General features: G+C 61.2%; 16 protein-coding genes and 1 pseudogene. 8 read left to right on the top strand and 9 right to left on the bottom strand.

Annotated elements, in window-relative coordinates:
* Positions 1-208: 208 nt before the first annotated feature.
* Together F3W81_RS08465 and F3W81_RS08460 are read right to left on the bottom strand one after the other, a co-directional pair.
* On the bottom strand, positions 209-679 hold the full coding sequence (locus F3W81_RS08465; RefSeq protein WP_193083161.1) for a GNAT family N-acetyltransferase: 471 nt from the start codon (positions 677-679) through the stop codon (positions 209-211).
* Positions 680-956: 277 nt separating this feature from the next.
* Positions 957-1,871, bottom strand: a complete 915-nt coding sequence (locus tag F3W81_RS08460; protein WP_193083731.1) for a LysR family transcriptional regulator — start codon at positions 1,869-1,871, stop codon at positions 957-959.
* A gap of 104 nt (positions 1,872-1,975) precedes the next feature.
* Here F3W81_RS08460 and F3W81_RS08455 point away from each other — a divergent pair, with 104 nt between their 5' ends.
* The gene (locus F3W81_RS08455) at positions 1,976-2,296 is read left to right on the top strand and encodes a nuclear transport factor 2 family protein (RefSeq protein WP_193083160.1); all 321 of its coding nucleotides are present in this window, start codon (positions 1,976-1,978) and stop codon (positions 2,294-2,296) included.
* A complete protein-coding gene (locus tag F3W81_RS08450) occupies positions 2,293-3,075 on the top strand; it encodes an SDR family oxidoreductase (protein WP_226941917.1) in 783 nt (260 codons plus the stop codon). The genes F3W81_RS08455 and F3W81_RS08450 overlap by 4 nt, the downstream gene beginning before the upstream one ends.
* A 758-nt stretch (positions 3,076-3,833) precedes the next feature.
* Here the strand turns inward: F3W81_RS08450 and F3W81_RS08445 are convergent.
* Both F3W81_RS08445 and F3W81_RS08440 read right to left on the bottom strand, forming a co-directional pair.
* Positions 3,834-6,242 (bottom strand): YbcC family protein, encoded by a 2,409-nt coding sequence (locus tag F3W81_RS08445; RefSeq protein ID WP_193083158.1) that lies wholly within the window; start codon positions 6,240-6,242, stop codon positions 3,834-3,836.
* Between the two features lie 14 nt (positions 6,243-6,256).
* Entirely contained in the window at positions 6,257-7,807 is a 1,551-nt protein-coding gene (locus F3W81_RS08440; protein ID WP_193083729.1) for a proton-conducting transporter transmembrane domain-containing protein, read from the bottom strand.
* Positions 7,808-7,919: 112 nt separating this feature from the next.
* Between F3W81_RS08440 and F3W81_RS08435 the strand changes: the two genes are divergently transcribed.
* Positions 7,920-8,810: a LysR family transcriptional regulator gene (locus tag F3W81_RS08435; protein ID WP_193083157.1), complete on the top strand. Its 891-nt coding sequence runs from the start codon at positions 7,920-7,922 to the stop codon at positions 8,808-8,810.
* Positions 8,811-9,420: 610 nt separating this feature from the next.
* Here F3W81_RS08435 and F3W81_RS08430 read toward each other — a convergent pair.
* Positions 9,421-9,978, bottom strand: coding sequence for a TetR/AcrR family transcriptional regulator (locus tag F3W81_RS08430; protein ID WP_226941916.1), 558 nt, complete (start codon positions 9,976-9,978; stop codon positions 9,421-9,423).
* 147 nt (positions 9,979-10,125) lie between these two features.
* On the opposite strand from F3W81_RS08430, the gene F3W81_RS08425 reads away from it, so the two are divergent.
* Both F3W81_RS08425 and F3W81_RS08420 read left to right on the top strand, forming a co-directional pair.
* Positions 10,126-11,199: an aldo/keto reductase gene (locus F3W81_RS08425; RefSeq protein ID WP_193083155.1), complete on the top strand. Its 1,074-nt coding sequence runs from the start codon at positions 10,126-10,128 to the stop codon at positions 11,197-11,199.
* A 605-nt stretch (positions 11,200-11,804) separates the two neighbouring features.
* Positions 11,805-11,981: pseudogene (locus F3W81_RS08420) on the top strand (GMC oxidoreductase); the annotation flags it as partial.
* Between the two features lie 185 nt (positions 11,982-12,166).
* Here F3W81_RS08420 and F3W81_RS08415 read toward each other — a convergent pair.
* Entirely contained in the window at positions 12,167-12,652 is a 486-nt protein-coding gene (locus F3W81_RS08415) for an Lrp/AsnC family transcriptional regulator (protein ID WP_226941915.1), read from the bottom strand.
* A 180-nt stretch (positions 12,653-12,832) separates the two neighbouring features.
* Between F3W81_RS08415 and hppD the strand changes: the two genes are divergently transcribed.
* Entirely contained in the window at positions 12,833-13,945 is a 1,113-nt protein-coding gene (gene hppD, locus F3W81_RS08410; protein WP_193083153.1) for a 4-hydroxyphenylpyruvate dioxygenase, read from the top strand.
* Positions 13,946-14,022: 77 nt separating this feature from the next.
* On the top strand, positions 14,023-14,301 hold the full coding sequence (locus tag F3W81_RS08405) for a Rieske (2Fe-2S) protein (protein WP_264298899.1): 279 nt from the start codon (positions 14,023-14,025) through the stop codon (positions 14,299-14,301).
* 78 nt (positions 14,302-14,379) lie between these two features.
* On the opposite strand, the gene F3W81_RS08400 is transcribed toward F3W81_RS08405, so the two are convergent.
* Complete coding sequence (locus F3W81_RS08400) at positions 14,380-15,411, bottom strand: AI-2E family transporter (RefSeq protein ID WP_193083151.1); 1,032 nt, start codon at positions 15,409-15,411, stop codon at positions 14,380-14,382.
* A 617-nt stretch (positions 15,412-16,028) separates the two neighbouring features.
* On the opposite strand from F3W81_RS08400, the gene F3W81_RS08395 reads away from it, so the two are divergent.
* Positions 16,029-16,325: a carboxymuconolactone decarboxylase family protein gene (locus F3W81_RS08395; protein WP_193083150.1), complete on the top strand. Its 297-nt coding sequence runs from the start codon at positions 16,029-16,031 to the stop codon at positions 16,323-16,325.
* Positions 16,326-16,518: 193 nt separating this feature from the next.
* Here F3W81_RS08395 and F3W81_RS08390 read toward each other — a convergent pair whose 3' ends face one another.
* Positions 16,519-18,111, bottom strand: a complete 1,593-nt coding sequence (locus F3W81_RS08390) for a GMC family oxidoreductase (RefSeq protein WP_193083149.1) — start codon at positions 18,109-18,111, stop codon at positions 16,519-16,521.
* 45 nt (positions 18,112-18,156) lie between these two features.
* Positions 18,157-19,179 (bottom strand): branched-chain amino acid ABC transporter permease, encoded by a 1,023-nt coding sequence (locus F3W81_RS08385; RefSeq protein ID WP_193083148.1) that lies wholly within the window; start codon positions 19,177-19,179, stop codon positions 18,157-18,159.
* Positions 19,180-19,183: the final 4 nt, after the last annotated feature.

The following is a 19,183-nucleotide window of genomic DNA, read 5'->3' as shown; positions in this document are numbered from 1 at the left end:
CTAGACTCCATCGCACTGTGATGACGGGCTCGACGCTGACCGCAACCTGTCCGATCTGTGCGGCAGGTGGGCGCAGAGTGAGGACCCCGTATAGTCAGCCCTTTGACCAAATAGAGCGACGCTGCATGATGAGGCGGCGCGCTGAGAAGTCGACGTTCGCCTCAGCTGCATCATTCAAGCAAACCTGACCTGGCAGACATTCCGCAAATCAAAGAGGACCTTCGCAAGTGATCGTCATGGGGACCATTCCATGCTTGCGCAAGAGCGCGCTGGACGATGCATTAAAGCTTGCGTAGCTGGACCGGATCGCACTGGCACCTTGTCTTTTTCCTTCTCGTTTGAGCGTGTCCAGAAGCGCGTCAGCGACACCCTTTCGTTGGTGATCTGGATGAACACTGATCTCATCGAGAATTACAATGCGGCGGTTTGAAAGCAGTGGGTGCGCCTCGGTTTTCGATATGATTGCAATGAGGTAGCCAATGACTTCACGATCAACTTTAGCGCAGAAGCCGATGGCACCTTCCTGTTCAAGGTGTGACACAATCCAACGCTCAAGCTCGGCGTCATCGTGAATGGCACGATAGCGGTCCGGCTGATGTTCGACATGAAGCTGTTGAACCGCGCGCGCCAGAACGACCAAACTTCCTGCGTCGTCACGCTGCAAGCGAGAGATCTTCATAGTGATTTCGCTCTTCCGGTTAAATCTATTCGGTAGCCTATCTTTGCTGCCGCATCATAGTCAATTTGGGTTCAGACCGGACTTGCGGCGGGCGGCACCAAGGCGAGCACCCGAAACCGCTTCTGTGACGAACATCGCAGGCGCATCCAGGCAAAGCTACCGGGTACCAGTGCGAACAGATCGCACCTTCGCTGGCGTGATAATCACCGCCGCGGCTGCAAAGGCTTTCGCAGGAAGGACGGGCGGCGCGTGCGACGGGAAGGTCAGGTCTGGTCCTTCAGCGCGCACCGCCATCTTTCGCGTTCCGCGCTGCGGCCTCACGAACCATGGAGAGAAATGCAGTGAACCCGGCAGAGGGGTTCCGCCTGCCGGGGTAATACAGGCTGAAGCCGGGACGTGGTGGGGTCCAGTCCTCCAGCAGGCGAACCATCCTGCCAGCCGCGATGTCATCGGCCACGTCCTGCTCGATGAAAAAGCCAATGCCCGCACCGTCCAGAACGGCCGTTCGGGCGATCAGGGCCTCGTCCAGAGTAAGGCGCCCCTTGGCATCGACCTGCACCGTTTCACCGCCGCGCTCGAACTGCCACGGGAAGAGTGCGCCGTTCGGCAGGCGCACGCGGATGCAATCTTGCAGCGGCAGATCGGCCGGGGTCAGTGGCATGGGGTTGGCCGCGACCCAGTCCGGTGAAGCCACCACGGCATAGCGCTGCGGTGACCCCAAGGACAGCGCAATCATGTCGCGAGGAACCAGATCGGCGGGTCGAAGGCCCAGGTCGAAGCCCTCGGCCACGATGTCTACCAGCCGCCCCTCGGTGACCAGATCGACCTGCATGTCGGGGAAACGACGCAAAAAGGCCATAACCTGCGGCGCAATTTCCCGCCCGGCCTGGACCGACGCATTGATCCGCAGCAGGCCCGATGGTGTGCGGCGCAGGGATTGCGCGGTCTCCATGGCCATGCGAATTTCGGCAACCGCGGGAGCGATCTGTTCGACGAACCTGTGCCCGGCATCGCTGAGCGACACGCTGCGCGTCGTGCGATTGAACAGCCGCACGCCAAGGGTGGCCTCCAGGCGCCCAATGGTATGCGACAGCGCCGTTGTCGAGACACCGAGGTCAAGCGCCGCAGCCCGGAACGATCCGCGCCGCGCGATGGCCAGCACCGCCTCAAGCCCCTTCAATCCACTGTCCATAATCATCCCGATTTTGTCATCAACAGATACCAATTTATCCTGATTATCACCATGACAGTCCAGTCCTATGTTGCTGCTGAACAAGACACGAAAGGACGACTTCCATGCACCTTCCCCCTCCAATCCAAACATTCTTCACGGCTCGGGCGCCACAGGACGGTGACGCCCTGGCCGCAGCGTTCAGCCCCGATGCGATCGTCCATGATGAGGCTCGCAGCCACCACGGCCCGCAGGCGATCCGCGACTGGTGGCTTGCCGCCAAGGCCAAGTATCGCCACCACGCAGAGCCGATGGACGTGGCGGAGGCTGGCGGCAAGACCGTGGTCCAAGCGACGGTCACCGGCGATTTCCCTGGAAGCCCGGCGGTGCTGACCTTCACCTTCGGGCTGAAAGGTGAGCGCATCTGTGATCTGGAGATCGGATGATGTCGGATTTCCTGAATTTGAAAGGCAAGCGCGCCCTGGTCACCGGCGGCACGAAAGGAGCGGGCGCAGCCACCGTGGCGCTGTTGCGCGAGCTGGGTGCGCAGGTTCTGACCACGGCGCGCAAGCCATCCGGCGCGCAGTCTGACGATCTTTTCGTTGCTGCGGACCTGAGCACGCTTGAGGGATGCGACGCCGTGGCCAAGGCCGTGCAGAACCGGATGGGTGGCGTGGACATCATCGTCCACATGTTGGGCGGATCCTCCGCCCCCAGCGGTGGCTTCGCCAGCTTGGGAGAGGCGGAGTGGCAGGCCGAACTGGCCCAGAACCTGCTGCCCGCCCTGCGCCTGGATCGCGCGCTGGTGCCAGGCATGGTCGCGCAGGGCGCGGGGGTGGTGGTCCATGTCACCTCGATCCAGCGGATTCTGCCGCTGCCCGAGGCGACGACCGCCTACGCCGCCGCCAAGGCTGCGCTGTCGGTGTACAGCAAGAGCCTGTCCAAGGAGGTCTCGCCCAAGGGGGTCCGCGTGGTGCGCGTGGCACCCGGCTGGATCGAGACCGAGGCTTCGGTCCGCCTGGCGGAGCGCATAGCAGCCGATGCGGGCACCGACCTGGCCGGGGGACGGCGCATCATCATGGACAGCCTCGGCGGCATCCCGATCGGCCGCCCCTCAAAACCCGCCGAGGTTGCCAGCCTTATCGCCTTTCTTGTCTCCGACCGTGCGGCGACCATCACCGGCACCGAATACGTCATCGATGGCGGGACGGTGCCGACGGCGTGAGGCCCCTATCGGGCACGAACGGTCTATCAACAGAGCCGCGCCGCAGCGTCACCATTCGGGCGAACTCCGCTACAAACTTGCATGTCGGGCAATACAGGTAACGCTGCGGCGGAAAATGGAGCAATCATCGGCAACGGCAGGTTCGAAGCGCGCATCATATCCGCCGCTACTGTTGTGAAGCTAAGTGCCGAACTGCAACAGCACATTGGGTCAATTTCAACATGGTCGCTCCGGGGTGGGAGCGGCCTTGCAGCAGCGCAGCGCTCAGTCTTTGTGCGAAGGGCGACACAGCCGGGATGTAGTGTGTGGGCATGAGGCGGCAGGCAGCCCAAACGCTACGGCCGTGCCAAGTGCAGCGTCAGTCATGCCACAGCCGCGAAATGTAGAGGCTGCGATCCCCAAAGCGGATGCTCAGCCGGGGAGTGCTGTTGACGTTGATGCTGCAGGGCGCTCGGCCGGCAGAGATGCGCAGGAAGCAGACAGTGCAAAGTTGCAGATCGCGGTCAACCCTGGCGGGGCAACCGGCCCAGACCAGCCACTCTAGCCGGTTTGTCGCTGGGATGCAGCATTTTGCCTGCTAGAACGATGGCCTGCGGCCACAGCGGAGATATACGCGTTCAGGGAAACCCGTCGCACTGACTCATCTCGGTACCGATTTCGTGGAAGGTCATTTCAATCATCGACAAGAGGCGTCGTTTAGCGACGCCTCTTGCGGTTGAAGCAGAATGAAGTCGTATCGGTACTGCTGGAAAGACGGACTATTCCGCTGCGATCACCTGCTTAACATCGGATTGCGCATCGTACCGGGACCAATTCAGATCGCCACGATAGCGCCAAGCCAGCTTGCCCTCGCCATCCATGGCGATCAGGTGAAGCCAACCGTTGTCGAAAAGCGCGCGCACCTCTGGATGCCGTTCCAGGATGACGGACATGGCCTCGCGCGGGGCTTCTATGATCACGGACAGGCGCAGCGGATCGTGTTGGAAGTCGTGTCCGTCATGAACCGACTGCCATGGCAAACCCGGCCGCGGGGCGCCGTTGTTGCCCTCCAGAACGCCGATACCACCCACCACATTGTGCAGCAATTTGTTCCCACCACCGAACCGGTCGGGAGCAACGGTGGAGCCGTAATACTGAAGGCTGATCCAGCTGGCGACGACCACGGGGGCCGTGATGATCAATTCGAGAACGCCGAACCCCTCATCGCGACGCCAATCGTAGGTGTGAAGGAAGGCCTGACCGCCCAGGTCCACACCGTCGGTGCGGTGCCGTGGAGCAGCTACAAAGGCACGGCATCCGGCCAGCCCCCATTCGGGGCGTGTTTCGGCCCAGTCCCGCGCCCGCTTTGCGACCGCCACGGCGCCGGAGGCGCGTGGCAGACGTTGTGCGCGTTCTGCACGGGCGAGGTTTCCGCCTGCTGCAAGCCACGTCTTGAGGTCTGCGAGGCCGTTGATCGGTTTTCCCTGAGGGACGTCCTGTTCAAACAGGGTCACCTGATCGGTCGTCGTATGATGCAGGGCGGGCAAAAACACCGTGTCCGAAGGGATTTCGATCCCGTTTTCCCGCAACCCCAGCTGGACGTCAGGATCATTCAGCAAGCCTGCCAGAAGCCGTGCATTCACGTCCCCGGCGTAGCCGCCACACGCGCCACATTGCAGCGCGCTTTCGTGCGGATTGTTGGTGACGTCGGCCCCGTGGCCAGCCAACAGAACAACCTGGGCAAAATTATCGGTGAGCGACATGGCTGTCAGGACCGACTTTGCCATCCCAATGCGCGCTTCAAGGTCTATTGTCGGGTCCAGCGTGGGAGCGGGTTCCAGCGCGGCCTTGCCGTCCAGAGCCCATGAATCCCGAACGAGCTTCCCTGCGTAGAGCGGCCCTGCGGCCTCGACGAAGGCGAATGACGAAACGGCAGCCAGCTTGAACCGACCCCATGCGCGCTTTGCTCGCGCTGTGTAGCGACGGTTGTGATCGGCCTTGTCGGATTCGGCAGCCTGCGAGGTCACCCCAGGGCTGAGAAGCACTGGGCCGCGCAGTTCGCTCACATCCGAGCCGGCGGCCTTGTGAGCGCTCGCCAACCCGAAAAATCCGGCAAAACCGATCGTTTCGATGCTTTCGTCCTGCGATTCCAGTGCGCGGCGAAACACCTCAGATCGGACGTCGATACAGAACGCGGCTTGCACGTCGGGACGGCCCTTGGCGATGCGCGGCTTCCCGGCGCGCAGCTTGTCGGCCAGCATGCGCTGCTGTGCCCTTTCTGCCGCGTCCTGGAGAACGGCATCAACGACAAGTGCCTTTGACGAGGTGATAGGGGTTTGATGCGCGGCGATCATTTCGGCCCAACGCTCTGCGATCTGATCCTTGTAAAGGTCGAACAGCGCTTCGTCGAACATCATGCGGATCGCCAACAGCTCGGTCACTGTGCTGTCCTGTTGTCCGTCCAATTCGGCCTGCCACAAAAGATAGCGCCCATATTGCGCCCATCCGCCCAGCGTCATGAGCCAGCGATGGAACGCGGTCGTCGCGGCAGCGCTTGTCACGCCGAGTTTCTCCGAAGCGCGGCCTATGGCGCGCCAATGCGACCGGTCCGTTGCGGCGACGAAGCCACAAAAGCCGATCAGCCCGTGGATCTCGGGCGTCAGATCGCGCGCGGCGAAGTCTCGCCACGCTCTGAAAGGGCCTTCGGCGGCGGCTTGCGGCCAAAGCGCCTGTCCCTGGTCAAAATGACTGGCGGCCCATGCGCCAATCCGGTCTTCGATCAGCCCCGGCCAATCAATGCCTGAAACTTCCGCCGCCAGCTCTGCCACGGTGGGAAGGGCCTTTGGCGCGAGGATGTCTTCTTTCAGAGCGGCTTTGACCTCTTGCAGGTTGGGCGCGTTGAAGTGTCTTTTGACCGCAACCAATGCATCCTGCAGATCCGCTTCGGTTATTTCACCTGCGTCCAGCTTCCGGGCCCAATGTGCGCGCGGCGGTGTTATCCGTGCGCCCGCGACCCGCGCCAAGCGCGCGGCGGTGTTCGCCAGCGTCTCCCCTGCCTGGCCAAGGAACGGATTCACCGCGACATTGGCAGAAAGCGGGAACAGCGGCGGGATCGCCTTGGCGGCAGTGTTGGCCGCGGAGACAAGTTCCAACAGGGCGGCGGGGTAGGTTTCGAGTTTTGCAAACATGGGAGGTCTTCCTTTCAGGCTGCGGGCCGCTTGGACCATCCGTCCAGAAGCTTGTCGAAGATTGCATTGGCGTAGAGACCGTTGGTCAGGTGAACGCGCAGCCCGGCTGCGGCGGGGTGAGAGGCCCAGAGCGGGAATGTCGACTGGGCCACTGCGACAAGGCCAAAGCTTAGAAGCGCAAGGATGATCAGCGCCCATTCCAAGGGGCCAGGGGGCGGCGTCGGAGGCAGGCTGCCCGCGGTTAGGTGCAGGGTCAGGACCTGAAGCGCGAAATAACTGACCGAAGTGACCAGCGCATAGATCACGGTGCGTCGCATCAACGCGCGCGGCGCGGCGTCGGCAAATCCCTGCGCCAGCATATAGGCCACGCCGAAGATCAGGATGACGCCCAAAGCGATGGCCTGGATCGATTTTCCATCGAACCCGATAATGGCACCGACGAGACTATAGATCACGATCGCACACGCAAAGGCCTGCAGGACGTTGCGCGCACTGGGCACTGCAATCGGGCCGGGGCGTCTGATCGCGGCGACGTTGCGCACGGCCTCACCTGAACTGAGGAATGCGTGTGCCTTGTAGAGCGAGTGTGCCACGATATGCAGCAACGCTAGTGGGAACAGTGCCAGTCCGCATTGCATCATCATGAAAGCCATCTGGGCGATGGTTGACCATGCCAGCGACGTCTTGACCGCAGGCTGGGTCAGCATCACCACACCACCGAACAGCGCGGTAAAACCGCCGAGCATAACCAGGAACGCCATGACTCCCGGCGCCAAAAGCATCACATCCGCGAACCGGATCAGAAGAAACCCGCCCGCATTGATCACGCCCGCATGCAGCAGGGCGGAGACCGGCGTTGGCGCCTCCATCACTTCGGTGAGCCAGCCGTGTACCGGGAACTGCGCTGATGCCAGCAGGGCCGAAATGGCGATCAGAAGGGCGGCAGCCGTGGTCGGCCAAGTGGGGTCGACTGTCGCGAGGATGGTTGCGATGTCGGTGGTTCCGGTGGTCGCAATCAACAGGATCATCGCACCCGCCAAAGCGGCCTCACTTGCCCTTGCGACCAGCGCCTTCTTGCGGGCGGCCCGCCGCGCCGTTGCCCGCTCCGGATAAAACAGGAGCAGCCGATTCAGGGAAAGGCTGGTCAGCGTCCAGGCGGCAAAGAGCTGCAAAAGATTGCCGGCCATGACCAGAAGAAGAACGGCGGCAAGTGTCACGGACATCCAGGCGGTGAACGCGCCCTGGCGGGCTTCGCCATCCATGTAGGTCCTGGAATATCGCAGCACGACCCAGCCGATGAAGCTGACCAGTACCAGCATCACCGCGCTTACCACGTCGAGCCGTACCGACAGGCCAACGCCATAGAGCCCGATCAAGGACGACGTGCCTGGGCCTTTCATCACGACAAGCATCGCAGCCACCGCCGCAACCACGAATGCACAGAACGCGGCGGCCTCGGTCAGTTTCGGCACCAGCCCAGGGCGCCTACCGGGATGTCGCGCGGCGTAGAGGGCTACCAATAGAAGCAGGAGCGGACTGAAAATAGGCACGAAGAGAGAGGCCATGATCGGCATCCTTTGATTTTCGGTGTCAAAGACGTTCGACCTTGATTAGGCGAGAAGGCTTGGCGATAAAAATTCATTGTTCTTCCGATATCGTTCTATTAAATAGAATGATATGCCGCTGAATTACCATCATCTGCGATATTTCTGGGCCGTTGCGCACGACGGAAACCTCACGCGCACGGCACAACGGTTGAACCTGTCGCAGTCCGCTTTATCGGTTCAGATCAAGCAATTGGAAGAACGCCTTGGCCATGCGCTTTTCGAACGGCGCGGGCGGCAACTGCTGCTGACGGAAGCCGGGCGGATCGCACTGGATCACGCGGACGCCATTTTTTCCACGGGGCAGGAGCTTGTCGCAACTCTCGCCAGTACGGTTCAAAACCGAAAGGCGCTCCGCGTGGGCGCGCTCGCGACCTTGTCACGCAATTTTCAGATCGGCTTTCTCAGGCCGGTGCTGTTTCGCTCCGATGTCGAGATCATCCTGCGCTCGGGCAGCCCGACCGAATTGCTTGAAGGCTTGGGAACGCTCAATCTCGACCTGGTGCTGATGAACTGCCCGCCGCCGAACGACAGTCTGACGCCTTACGAAACGCATCAGATTGGCGAGCAGGACGTCAGCATCGTCGGTCCGCCAGAACGGCTTGATCCGGGGAGTTCGATCAAGGACCTGCTGCTGACCCAGCCTTTTATCCTGCCCACGACCGACAGCAGTGTGCGCACCGCTTTTGACGCTATGGCCAGCCGTTTGTCCGTGCGCCCGCAAATCGCGGCCGAGGTTGACGACATGGCGATGATGCGTCTTTTGGCACGTGAGGGTATCGGGCTTGCGCTGGTCGCCCCGATCGTCGTGAAAGACGAGTTGAACTCAGGTCAGCTCAAGGAAGCCGAAGAGCACCCTCGGATCAAGGAAACCTTCTTCGCCGTGACACTGCGGCGCCGGTTCCCGAACCCCTTGGTTCAGGACCTTCTCTATCAGAGTGTCGATGCCGTGTTCTTGTCTTGAAGGACAAGCCTGCATGAAATCCACAAGCTGCCACGGGCTGTTCGACCTGCAGCGCCCGGCAAATTCTTGTGTTTAAGTTTTGCCGCCAAGGGTGCAGTGCCTGCAAAACCGGAGATTTGGACATGTCCGAAACGGGCGCTTCACGGATGAGTTGGTACAGGGTTAGATTTCGATTCAGGGCATTCTGAATGTCAGCTCTCAAGGCAATACCAATTCTGGTTGGCGCCTGCCGCGATAGTCTGGTTTCCGCCCTTCATGCATATTGCCGCAACGCAGAGTGCTGGTGGATTGAACGTCAAGATTAGCCTTGTTTTGTTCTTTAAAGAGTCAATGTCTGATGGCTCTGTCCTGAGCGGTTGTCTTTTGCCTTCCGGGTGCCTTCGTTCTCTGCATGCTCGATATCGGCACTTTTTGGGGTAAGCTGGGTGCGAGAGTGGCGATGTTGAAATCGCGGTCGGCAGTGCCTCATTAGAGAACGGAATAGGCTGGCTGCTGCCGGTTGCGGTGAACTCTGAGGCGGCACGGGGCGGATCTCTCTTGCCGCGCTGCCGCAAGTCCGCATGGAGCCTAAGCAAACTGGCTTCTGCAGAGCAGCGGCTGGCCGCTCCGCTCAAATTTCGTAGATGCTCCAGCCCAATGTAGCCGCGTCTGCAATTGCTAACAAACTGTCCCGATCGGCGCCATCACGGGCAAGAACGGACATGCCTTGCGTGACGGCGAGGGTCAGGTCTGCCAGCGTCCTGGGGCAGGTGTCGGATGACATGAGGCCCTTTTCAATATCCGTCTCGATCCGGCGGATAATGATCTCGCGGACCTCTCGTCGCTCAGCCGCTATCGCTTCGCGCACGGCGGCCGCCTCGGGCGATCCTGTTGCAGCCGCACTGGCCAGAAGGCAGCCGGGCGGCGTCGCCTCGCCGGTGTAGAGAACCGCCGCGCCTCGCAACATTTTCGTGACAGCTTCACGCGCGGTCGGCGCGTCCATCATCGCGGTCTCCATTGCCGTGCGATCACCGGCATAGCGACGCATCGCTTCCAGAAAGAGCTGCTGCTTGTTGCCGAAGGCCGCGTAGAGGCTCGGGGCTGTGACCCCCATCGTCGCCGTCAGATCTGAGATCGACGTCGTCTCATACCCGCTTTTCCAGAACGCGAGCATGGCCTTTTCCAGCACATCCTCCCGGTCGAACGACAAGGGGCGGCCGGTCTTGCGAGGAGGGGTGTCTGCCAGTTTCATAGTGACCGATATTAATCTTGTTGACATGGCACCACAAGGGGCGGATACATTTCGTATCAATCACTATGAAATACTGGAAACGCCGTGTCGCTTACCAACTACCGTGCCCTCGGCCGCTCCGGTCTGGTCGTCAGCCCGCTCTGCCTCGGCACCATGACCTTTGGCGCTGGCGACTGGGGTGCTGATGAGGCAGGGTCCCGCGCGATCTTCGATGCCTACCGCGACGCGGGCGGCAACTTCGTGGACACCGCAGACATCTACGCGGGTGGGCTCAGCGAGGAATTTGTCGGCAAGTTCATCAAAGACACCGGGTCGCGAGACGAGATTGTGCTGGCCACCAAGTTTGGCTTCAACGGATCGCGCAATCCTCTGGCCGGCAATCAGCCGCAGACTGGCAACGCGCATGCTGGTGGCGCGGGGGCAAAGAACATCCACCGCGCGCTGGAGGCCTCGCTCAGGCGGGTGGGAACGGATTACATCGACCTCTACTGGATGCACATCTGGGACGGCGTCACGCCGGTCGAAGAGATCGTTCAGACGCTTGGCGACCTGGTGCGCGCCGGCAAGATCCGCCACTACGCCTTTTCCGATATGCCCGCCTGGCTGGCGATGAAGGCTGCGACGATCGCAACCGAGCGGCGGGTGCCGGGGCCGATCGCGATGCAGGTGGAATATTCGCTCGTTGCCCGCGATGTCGAAGCCGAGCATGTCCCCGCCGCGCGTGAAGGCGGCATGGGTATCATGCCTTGGAGCCCATTGGGGGGCGGTTTCCTGACAGGGAAATACAAGCGGGAAGATACCTCCGGGACCGGTCGGCTGAGTGGGGCCAACCCCTTCGGTGACAGCAAGTTCAGCGACCGGAACTGGGAAATTCTGGATGTCCTGAAAGAGGTTGCGGCTGAACAGGGGCTCCTGCCCGCGCAAATAGCGCTGGCCTGGGTCATGGCGCAGCGGGGCGTGGTCTCGACCCTCATCGGAGCTCGTAGCCTGTCGCAACTGACTGGCAACGTCGCCGCAACCGAAGTCAAACTCACAGGCGATCAGGCGAATCGACTTGATCAAATCAGCGCGCTTGCTGGCGGGTTCTCGGCCAACCTGACGTCCCCAATGATCCGACGGATGGTTTATGGTGGTCACGATGTGAAAGGATGGGGCTAATAGCGCCACCCGTCAAAGAGACAGATCCTTCCCCCATCGGAAAGCTGACCCTCGTCGCGCTGATGTCAGGGTCGGTTTGGTCCCGCTTTGCTGCCGGTCGGCTGTGCTTGAATTATGCCTCTGCGCCGAACAGCGGCATCTCAGTTTGAAGCGTCGCTTTGTTTCGTCCTTGGGTACGCAGACGCAATGCAATGTGTTCAATGAGACCAATTTCCGGAACTCACAAACCTCTTTTTGTACTTTATTTGTCTGCGTGAGCGTAAGTCACGCAAGCGACTGACCGTGCCGGATTTCTAAGCAGCTTACAATCCTCAGGCTTGATCCGTGCGAGTTCGAGTCTCCCAGCGGGCACCATAAGTTAGCAGGTTTAAGGGGGATTGATGCAAGCGATGCTTGTATTGCCAATTTTCGCAAGATGCTGACATGGCGCGTTCGAAACTCCTTAAAATTGTTGAATGAGGAAACCTTCTATGCTTGCATGACCAATAGAGAATAGGTGTTCAATATTGACCGGACTGCGATATGTTTCATACTCCCGCTGCTCCTCAGATTTCCCGAACTCCGGCTGACCTTGTGCCGATGCCGCTCTATCGTCCCACCACTGTTGCCGGATGGGCAGCGACGCGAGGTCGGTTGTCGACCCAGAACTGCGCGTGCGCGGCGTCGGCGGGTTGCGCGTCGTGCATTTCTCAATCATGCCAGTGATCCCTTCGGGAAATACCAACGCGCCCTCGATCATGATCGGGGAAAAAGGTGCGGACATCATTCTTGGGGATCTTTGATTCCTCTGAACTGCGAAGCTCAGGGAGAGGATCGGGTCTGCTCAGAGACGGTATGGAAATGCGCACTCCTCGGACTCTGTTGTCGAAAACGCTGTTTCGTTGGTGCGTTTTAATATGCTGTATCGCCGCGATTATCCGAATTTTTATGCTGCAGTTTCGTGCGTGGCAGCCTGCGCCTTCCGGTTTCAGCGTGACGGCACCGCAAGCTGTGAAAGATCAAACCCCGGTTCGTCCTTCAGGGTCTTGAGCACAATCTCAGATCGAACCTGCGCAACCAGCTCGTGTGCCAGCAGGTGTTCGTGGATAAAACGGGCAAAGCTTTCCAGATCTGGCGTGCGTAAATCCAGAATATAATCCGCGTCGCCCGACACGGAAAACGCCGCGCGCACCTCGGATCGGCGGGCGATGAAACTCGCAAAGCCACTCTCGTTATTGCCGCCGTGTCTGCGCAGGTTCACGCGCACGATGGCCCGCAGGCCAAAGCCGAGTTTCTCGCCATTGAGCTGGGCGCTGTAGCCTGCGATCAACTGAGCCGCCTCAAGAGCCGCACGGCGGCGCGAACATTGCGAGGCGGACAAATTGATTTGCTCGGAGAGGGCGGCATTGGTCATGGCCCCGTCCTTTTGCAGTGCCCGCAGAATTGCGATGTCAAAGCTGTCCAGCGTCATCATGGCCCCGATTGCTGTTTCTCTCACGCAGGATATTGCGGATAAGTGCATCCTTGAAGCGTAATATGCCGCTCATATGCAAAAATCATGTAAAAGGGGTGGGCGTGTACGCGACATTGCACGCACATTGCGTGCGACCTCCGGCATACTTCTTTCAATGACTGCTCAATGGGAGTTTACGCCATGGGACCGTTCCCACACGACGCACCGAAAGCCACCATTTCCGATTTGAACCCCGCTGGCACCGACGGGTTCTCGTTCGTTGAATTTGCCCACCGCGACCCCGAGGTACTGGACAAACTGTTTCGCCAGATGGGCTTTAGCCCCGTCGCCAAACACAAGTCCAAGGACATCACGCTGTACCGTCAGGGCGATATCACCTATCTGCTGAACGCCGACAAAACCGGCCATGCCGCGCAGTTCGTCGCCGATCACGGCCCCTGCGCCCCGGCAATGGGCTGGCGGGTCGTGGATGCGCAGCATGCGCTGAAGCGAGCGGTTGATCTGGGCGCCGAGGAATATACCGGTGATGGCAAGGCGATCGAGGCGCCCGCCGTCTATGGCATCGGCGGCTCGCTTTTGTACTTCATCGACACCTATGGCGAAGACGGCAGCGCCTTCGACGCCGACTACGACTGGTTGGGCGAGGCTGATCCGCATCCCGAAGGCTTCGGGTTCTATTACCTCGACCACCTGACCCACAACGTCATTCGCGGCAACATGGACACCTGGTACAGGTTCTATGCCGATACCTTCAACTTCAAGGAAATCCGCTTTTTTGACATCAAAGGCAAGCAAACGGGTCTGACCAGTCGTGCCCTGACCTCGCCTGATGGCAAGATCCGTATCCCGATCAACGAAAGCGCGGACGACAACAGCCAGATCGAGGAATATCTGCGCGAATACAAAGGCGAGGGCATCCAGCACATCGCCGTTGCGTCGAACGATATCTACGGCGGCACCGATAAGATTGCCGATGCCGGCATGGCGTTCATGCCTGGTCCGCCCACCACCTACTACGAGATGAGCCGCGCGCGGGTCAGCGGACATACAGAACCCCTCGACCGGATGCAGAAGCGGGGCATCCTGATTGATGGCGAAGGCGTTGTCGGCGGCGGCGAGACCCGCGTGCTGCTACAGATCTTCTCGAAAACCGTGATCGGTCCGATCTTTTTCGAGTTCATTCAGCGCAAGGGGGACGACGGCTTTGGTGAGGGCAACTTCCGCGCCTTGTTCGAGTCGATCGAAGAGGATCAGGTCCGCCGTGGCGTGCTGCAGGCTGACCCTGCCGAATGAAGTGGAGCGACCTGTCGACGGCCCCCGCTGCCGGAACCCTTGCCGCGCATGCGGGTGACATTCAGGGAGCTGTCGCCGTGACGATTACGACAGCAGCAGGGGATTTCCCTCTGCTGCTGGTGCGCGTGGGGGCGGCGGTCAAGGGCTACGTCAACATGTGCCCGCACCAGTATCTGCCTTTGGACTATCGCGGCGGGCAATTGCTGTCGAAAGACGGAACGAAGCTGATGTGCAGCGCACATGGAGCGATGTTCGACTCGGCCACCGGCATGGGCGTTGCGGGAGAGGGGCTGGGGTGCACGCTGATCAGCGTCCCTGTCGCACTGGTTTGCGATCAGATCCTGATCGCCAGCTAAGGTATGCGCCAATGAGCGCTCTTGTTGCGCGTCTCTTGCCGCTGGCCATCATCGCTGCGTGCCGCGTCCGGCTGGGGGTCATACCTTTCCATTGGCGGAGAACAGGACGGCGATGGGGCGCGCCGGTTTGATCTCGGCCAGCACGAGGACGAGGCTGGCTGTCAGAGGAACGGCGAGGAGCGCGCCGGGCAGGCCCCAGAGGGCGCTCCAGAATGCCAGGGCGAGAAGCACGACGAAGGGGCTGAGGTTAAAGGTGCGCCCCATCAGGCGCGGCTCAAGGTAGGCGCCGACAAAGACCTGCGCGATTGTCAGCGTGACCATCACAGCCCCGGCCATGCCAAGTGTGCCGAACTGCGCAAGGCTGAGCAGCACCGGAAAGATCACCCCGATCAGCGAGCCGATATAGGGGATGTAGTTCAGGAAGGCGATCAGAACAGCCCAGAACAGGGCAAACTCGATCCCCAGAAGCAGCAGGATCGCGAAAGAGATCGACCCGAGGATGACGTTGAGCATGGTCTTGACGAATAGGTACTGGCCGATCCGTTCGTTGATCCGCGACAGCAGCGAAATCGCCCGGCTGCCCGCTTCTTCGCCGCCCATGGCCATGACGACTTTACGCGCCATCGCGCCGCGCTCGGCGACAAAGAAGCTGGCATAGAGGACGACGAGGAACAGCGTCGTGCCGAAGCTGCGCAGCGACAGCAGGGCCGGCGCCACCCAGGAGCGGAAGTCGACCTGATCGAGGGTGACGCTGCGCACGTTCTCCCATGTCGGTTCGTCCTCGATCCCGAGAAGGCTGGCGTTGCGCGAAATCAGCATCTCAAGGTTGGTTTCATAGCGGGGAAGGGCGGCGGCCACCTGTGACAGGTTGTTGATCACCAGAATGAACAGCAAGATCACCACCAGCGTGAACAGCATCAGGATCAGCGCGTGTCTGGCCCAGGTCGGCAGGCGCCCCAGAACCGGCAGTTTCTGCATGCTCGCCGCAGCGGTCAGAAGAACGTAGACCGAGATCACGGCGGCCAGCACGGGCAGCAGCACCGGCTTGCCGATCCATAAAAGCCAGCCAATCATCAGGGTCAGCGCAAATCCGTAGGTTGTGTTTCGCATGCTCGGTCCGTCTTTTGTGCCATCTGCTGGGCTGGGGCCTGTCGGAGGCCCTTCTATGCGCCAAGTTACCCGGATCCGGGGCTGTCTCAAGGTCGTCTGCGCGTCCGGGAACGACCTGGGGCACATTGGCAGTCCTGTGGGGACGGGGAAAGAGGTTGGCTGCCGGTTTTGTGGACGCTGTATCAGGCTTGGCGCGCGCACAGATGAGCGGTTTTCTGCAGTAAATGTGGAGTTCGGCCGCGTGGCACGGGTCACTCGGCCGGAAAGGCGGGGTCGCCGCGCTTGGCCGGGCTGTTTTGTGCCTCGTGTCCGGGCGAGTAAACTGTTCGTGTCACGCTGCAGATTTGGTGCGATGGCATCGGAGGCGGGGCGTTCAGGGCAAAGCTGTCTGCACCGCTTTAATCGCGATCCTTCGCCGGCAGCGATGACCAAGGGGCCTGCCATGAAGGGGCTCCGCGACAAAGCTCTACGTGATGTCACATCTTTCTGGGCTGCCGCGTCAACCCGGTGTCACATCAAGAAGCAGACTCCGATGACACCCTGTATGACCGACCCTGTCAAACATGCAGAGCCTGATTTCAGGGCTCTCTTCGCGCTGGAAGCCGCGATCGGCAAGCGTGCTCGCGCCGGGTCCGCTGCATCTGATCAAGCTGCGCGCCAGTCAGATCAGCGGCTGCGCAATTCGCGGCCATATGCACACTGGCGAAGCGATCAAGGATGGCGAGACGGATCTGCGGCTGCGTATGCTGGTTGCCCGGCGCGAAAGCTCGCTCGACACCCCGCGCGCGGTTTTGGCTCGGGGCGAGGCGCTGACGCGTCTGGAGCAAACATGTGCGCCGGATGGCGACTGGGAGGTGCTGACGGCTGAGTTCAACGAGGCTGAGTACGTCGGGGGCGCTGACAGCGTCGCATGACGCCTTGTCGACCGCCCACCTGGCCAAGCTTGCCGATCAGCCCCCATGAGTTGTCTCTTCGATCAGGGCCTTGCCATGGGTGCGCGGCATGTGTCCGCTGAAACGCATCCGTGACGGGCACCGCAATCCTTGGCTGAGACCTGCACTTTATGCCTGCTGCGCGCCAGCCACCGGATTGGCCCGCAATAGCGCATCATGCGGTTTTTGCCGCAATCGCTTTCGCTGCGCGTTCGGCAACGAGGATCACTGTCGCGTTCAGATTGCCGGAGATCATGCGGGGAAACACCGAAGCATCGGCAATGTACAATCCTTCGACCCCGTTCACGGCAAAGGTGTCGCTGTCGACCACGGCCCCCGCATCCTTGCCCATGCGGCAGGTCGAGGCGGGATGATACAGCGTCATGCAGTGGCCGCGGACAAACTGTTCGAGCTCTTCATCGCTCTGGCATTCGGCTGAGGGCTGCATCTCATCGCCAAGGATCGCCGCCAGAGGACCGGCGGAGGCAATCCGGCGCTGGATCCGGATCGCCTCGACCAGTGTCCTGATGTCATTGCCGCTGGGATCCGAGGTGAAGTACTTCGGGTCGATGGCCGGATGCTGAATCGGGTCGGCTGAGCGCAGGGTGATCTCGCCCCGGCTTTCGGGGCGCTGCAGGGTGGAATGCATGGTCATGCCCGCCTTGCTGGCCAGAAAGCGTGCGTAGTCGCGGTGCGGCGAGGCCGCACCATAGAGCTGCAGATCAGGCTCGATATCCGGACGCGAGCGGACATGAGCGCCCGCCGCCACCCAGGGCACCGAGCGCGGGCCGGTGCCGCTGTCGTCCCATTCCTTTTGCGTGGCTGCAAGGTAGGCGTCGTCCCATGCGCCGATGCCCGTGTGTTCGCGAGTGTAGTAGGAAAAGGCAACGTTGATATGGTCCTGCAGGTTCTTGCCCACCTCGGGGATGTCGACCAACGGATCGACCTGAACGGCCCTCAGTTCATCGGCGGCCCCCAGACCGGAGAGCATCAGGATTTGCGGCGTGCCGATGGCGCCTGCGGCCATAACGACTTCGCCAGACGCGCGCGCCTGCACGGGGCGGCCGTTCTGCAGATACTCCACCCCCACAGCGCGGCCGTTTTCAATCAGGACACGGGTGATCAGCACGTTCTTGGTGACGGTCAGGTTCTCGCGCTCCAGCACCGGCGTCAGATAGGCTCGGTTGGTGCCGGATCGGATGCCGTCCTTGATGGTGAACTGGAAAAAGCCGAAGCCTTCCTGACTGTCGCCGTTGAAATCGGGGTTTTCCGGATAGCCTGCAGCCACGCCCGCCTGCACCCAGGCCTCCTCATGGGCGTGGCGGTAGCCGGGGCTTTCGACGTGTAGCGTGCCGCCCTGACCATGCAGCGGGCTGTTGCCGTGATTGGCATTATGCTCGGAGGCGATGAAGTCAGGCAGAACACTGTCCCAGCCCCAGCCGGTGCAGCCCATTTCCTTCTCCCAGATCTCGAAATCATGGGGCAGGCCACGGATATAGATCATCGCGTTCATCGAGCCCGAGCCGCCCATCATCTTGCCACGAGGCCAGAAGATGCGCCGGCCCCGACAGCCTGCCTGCGCCACGGTGTGATAGCCCCAGTCGACATCGGTGTTGAACAGCGTCACCCAGTCCGAGGGCATCCTGGAGTTGATCGGCTGATCGCCCCCGGCTTCCAGTAGCAGCACCTTGCGGGCAGGGTCGGCGCTCAGCCGGTTTGCCAGAACGCAGCCGGCGGACCCGGCGCCAACGATGATGGTATCGTACATGGTTTTTCCTTCTCTCTGTCGGGCGCGGCGCCTCTCTCGGCTCCGTCAGCTCTTGTGTTTGTGGAAGATGTCGCTGAATCGGCCCACGAGGCCGCGCGGCAGGGCCACCACTGCGAAGGCGATGATCAGCCCCAGGCCAATGCTGCGGAAACTGCCGACCTCGCGCATCAGCTCATCCGCGACCATCAGCACGATGGTGCCGACCACCGGCCCCCAGAAGGTGCCGACGCCTCCGACCACGGCAATCGCCAGAATGAACAGCAGCGACGAGATCGAGAAGATGCCCGGACCGATCGCCTGAAAATGCGTGGCATAGAGGCCGCCGGTCATGCCGGTGAAAAACGCCGACAGGCCGAAAACCAGAAGTTGCGTGTGAAAGCGGTTGATGCCGCGCGCCACCGCATAGGCCTGATTGTCGCGCAGTGCCTTGAAGGCCAGCCCCATCGGCCCGTGCAGAATGATCCAGCTGACCAGCATCGACAGCACGAAACAGCCCAGAACGATGGCGTAGTTGCCCTTGATCCAGTCGCCCTTCAGGATCGCCCGCATCCCGAAATCGCCGAAACGGGCAAAGCCGGTGGCGCCTCCGGTGAACTGGCGGCAGGTGGTGCCGACCATCTCGAAGCAATTGGTGTCGGTGACGATCAGCAGGTAGATCACCTGCGCGATGGCATAGGTCAGCAGGGCGACGTAAACCCCCTGCAGGCGCAGGCAGGCCAGCCCGACAAGGGCGGAAAACACGGTGGCAATCACAGCCCCAGCCGCAATCGCCAGAAAGATGTTCAGGTCGAGGTAATAGGCCAGCATCGCCGTGGCGTAGCCGCCGACCGCAAAGACCGCCATCTGCCCCAGGCTGAACACGCCCGCATAGCCGAACAGCAGGTTCCACTGCACGGCCACCGAGGCCCAGAACAGGCCAAGGATCAGCTGACCCATCATGTAGCGGCTCTCGATCACGAAGGGCGCGGCGATCGCCATGGCCAGCAACAGCGCCGCGATCAGCAGGTCGATCCGGCCGCCAGACAGGGTTTTTCCAGCCTTGGGAAGGGTTTGTGTCGTGTCGCTCATCTTT

It is taken from the genome of Pseudooceanicola spongiae (assembly GCF_014899185.1).
In the GTDB taxonomy this organism is placed as follows: domain Bacteria; phylum Pseudomonadota; class Alphaproteobacteria; order Rhodobacterales; family Rhodobacteraceae; genus Pseudooceanicola; species Pseudooceanicola spongiae.
Note: the sequence above shows the minus strand (reverse complement) of the source record. Positions and strands in the feature narration are given on the sequence as shown.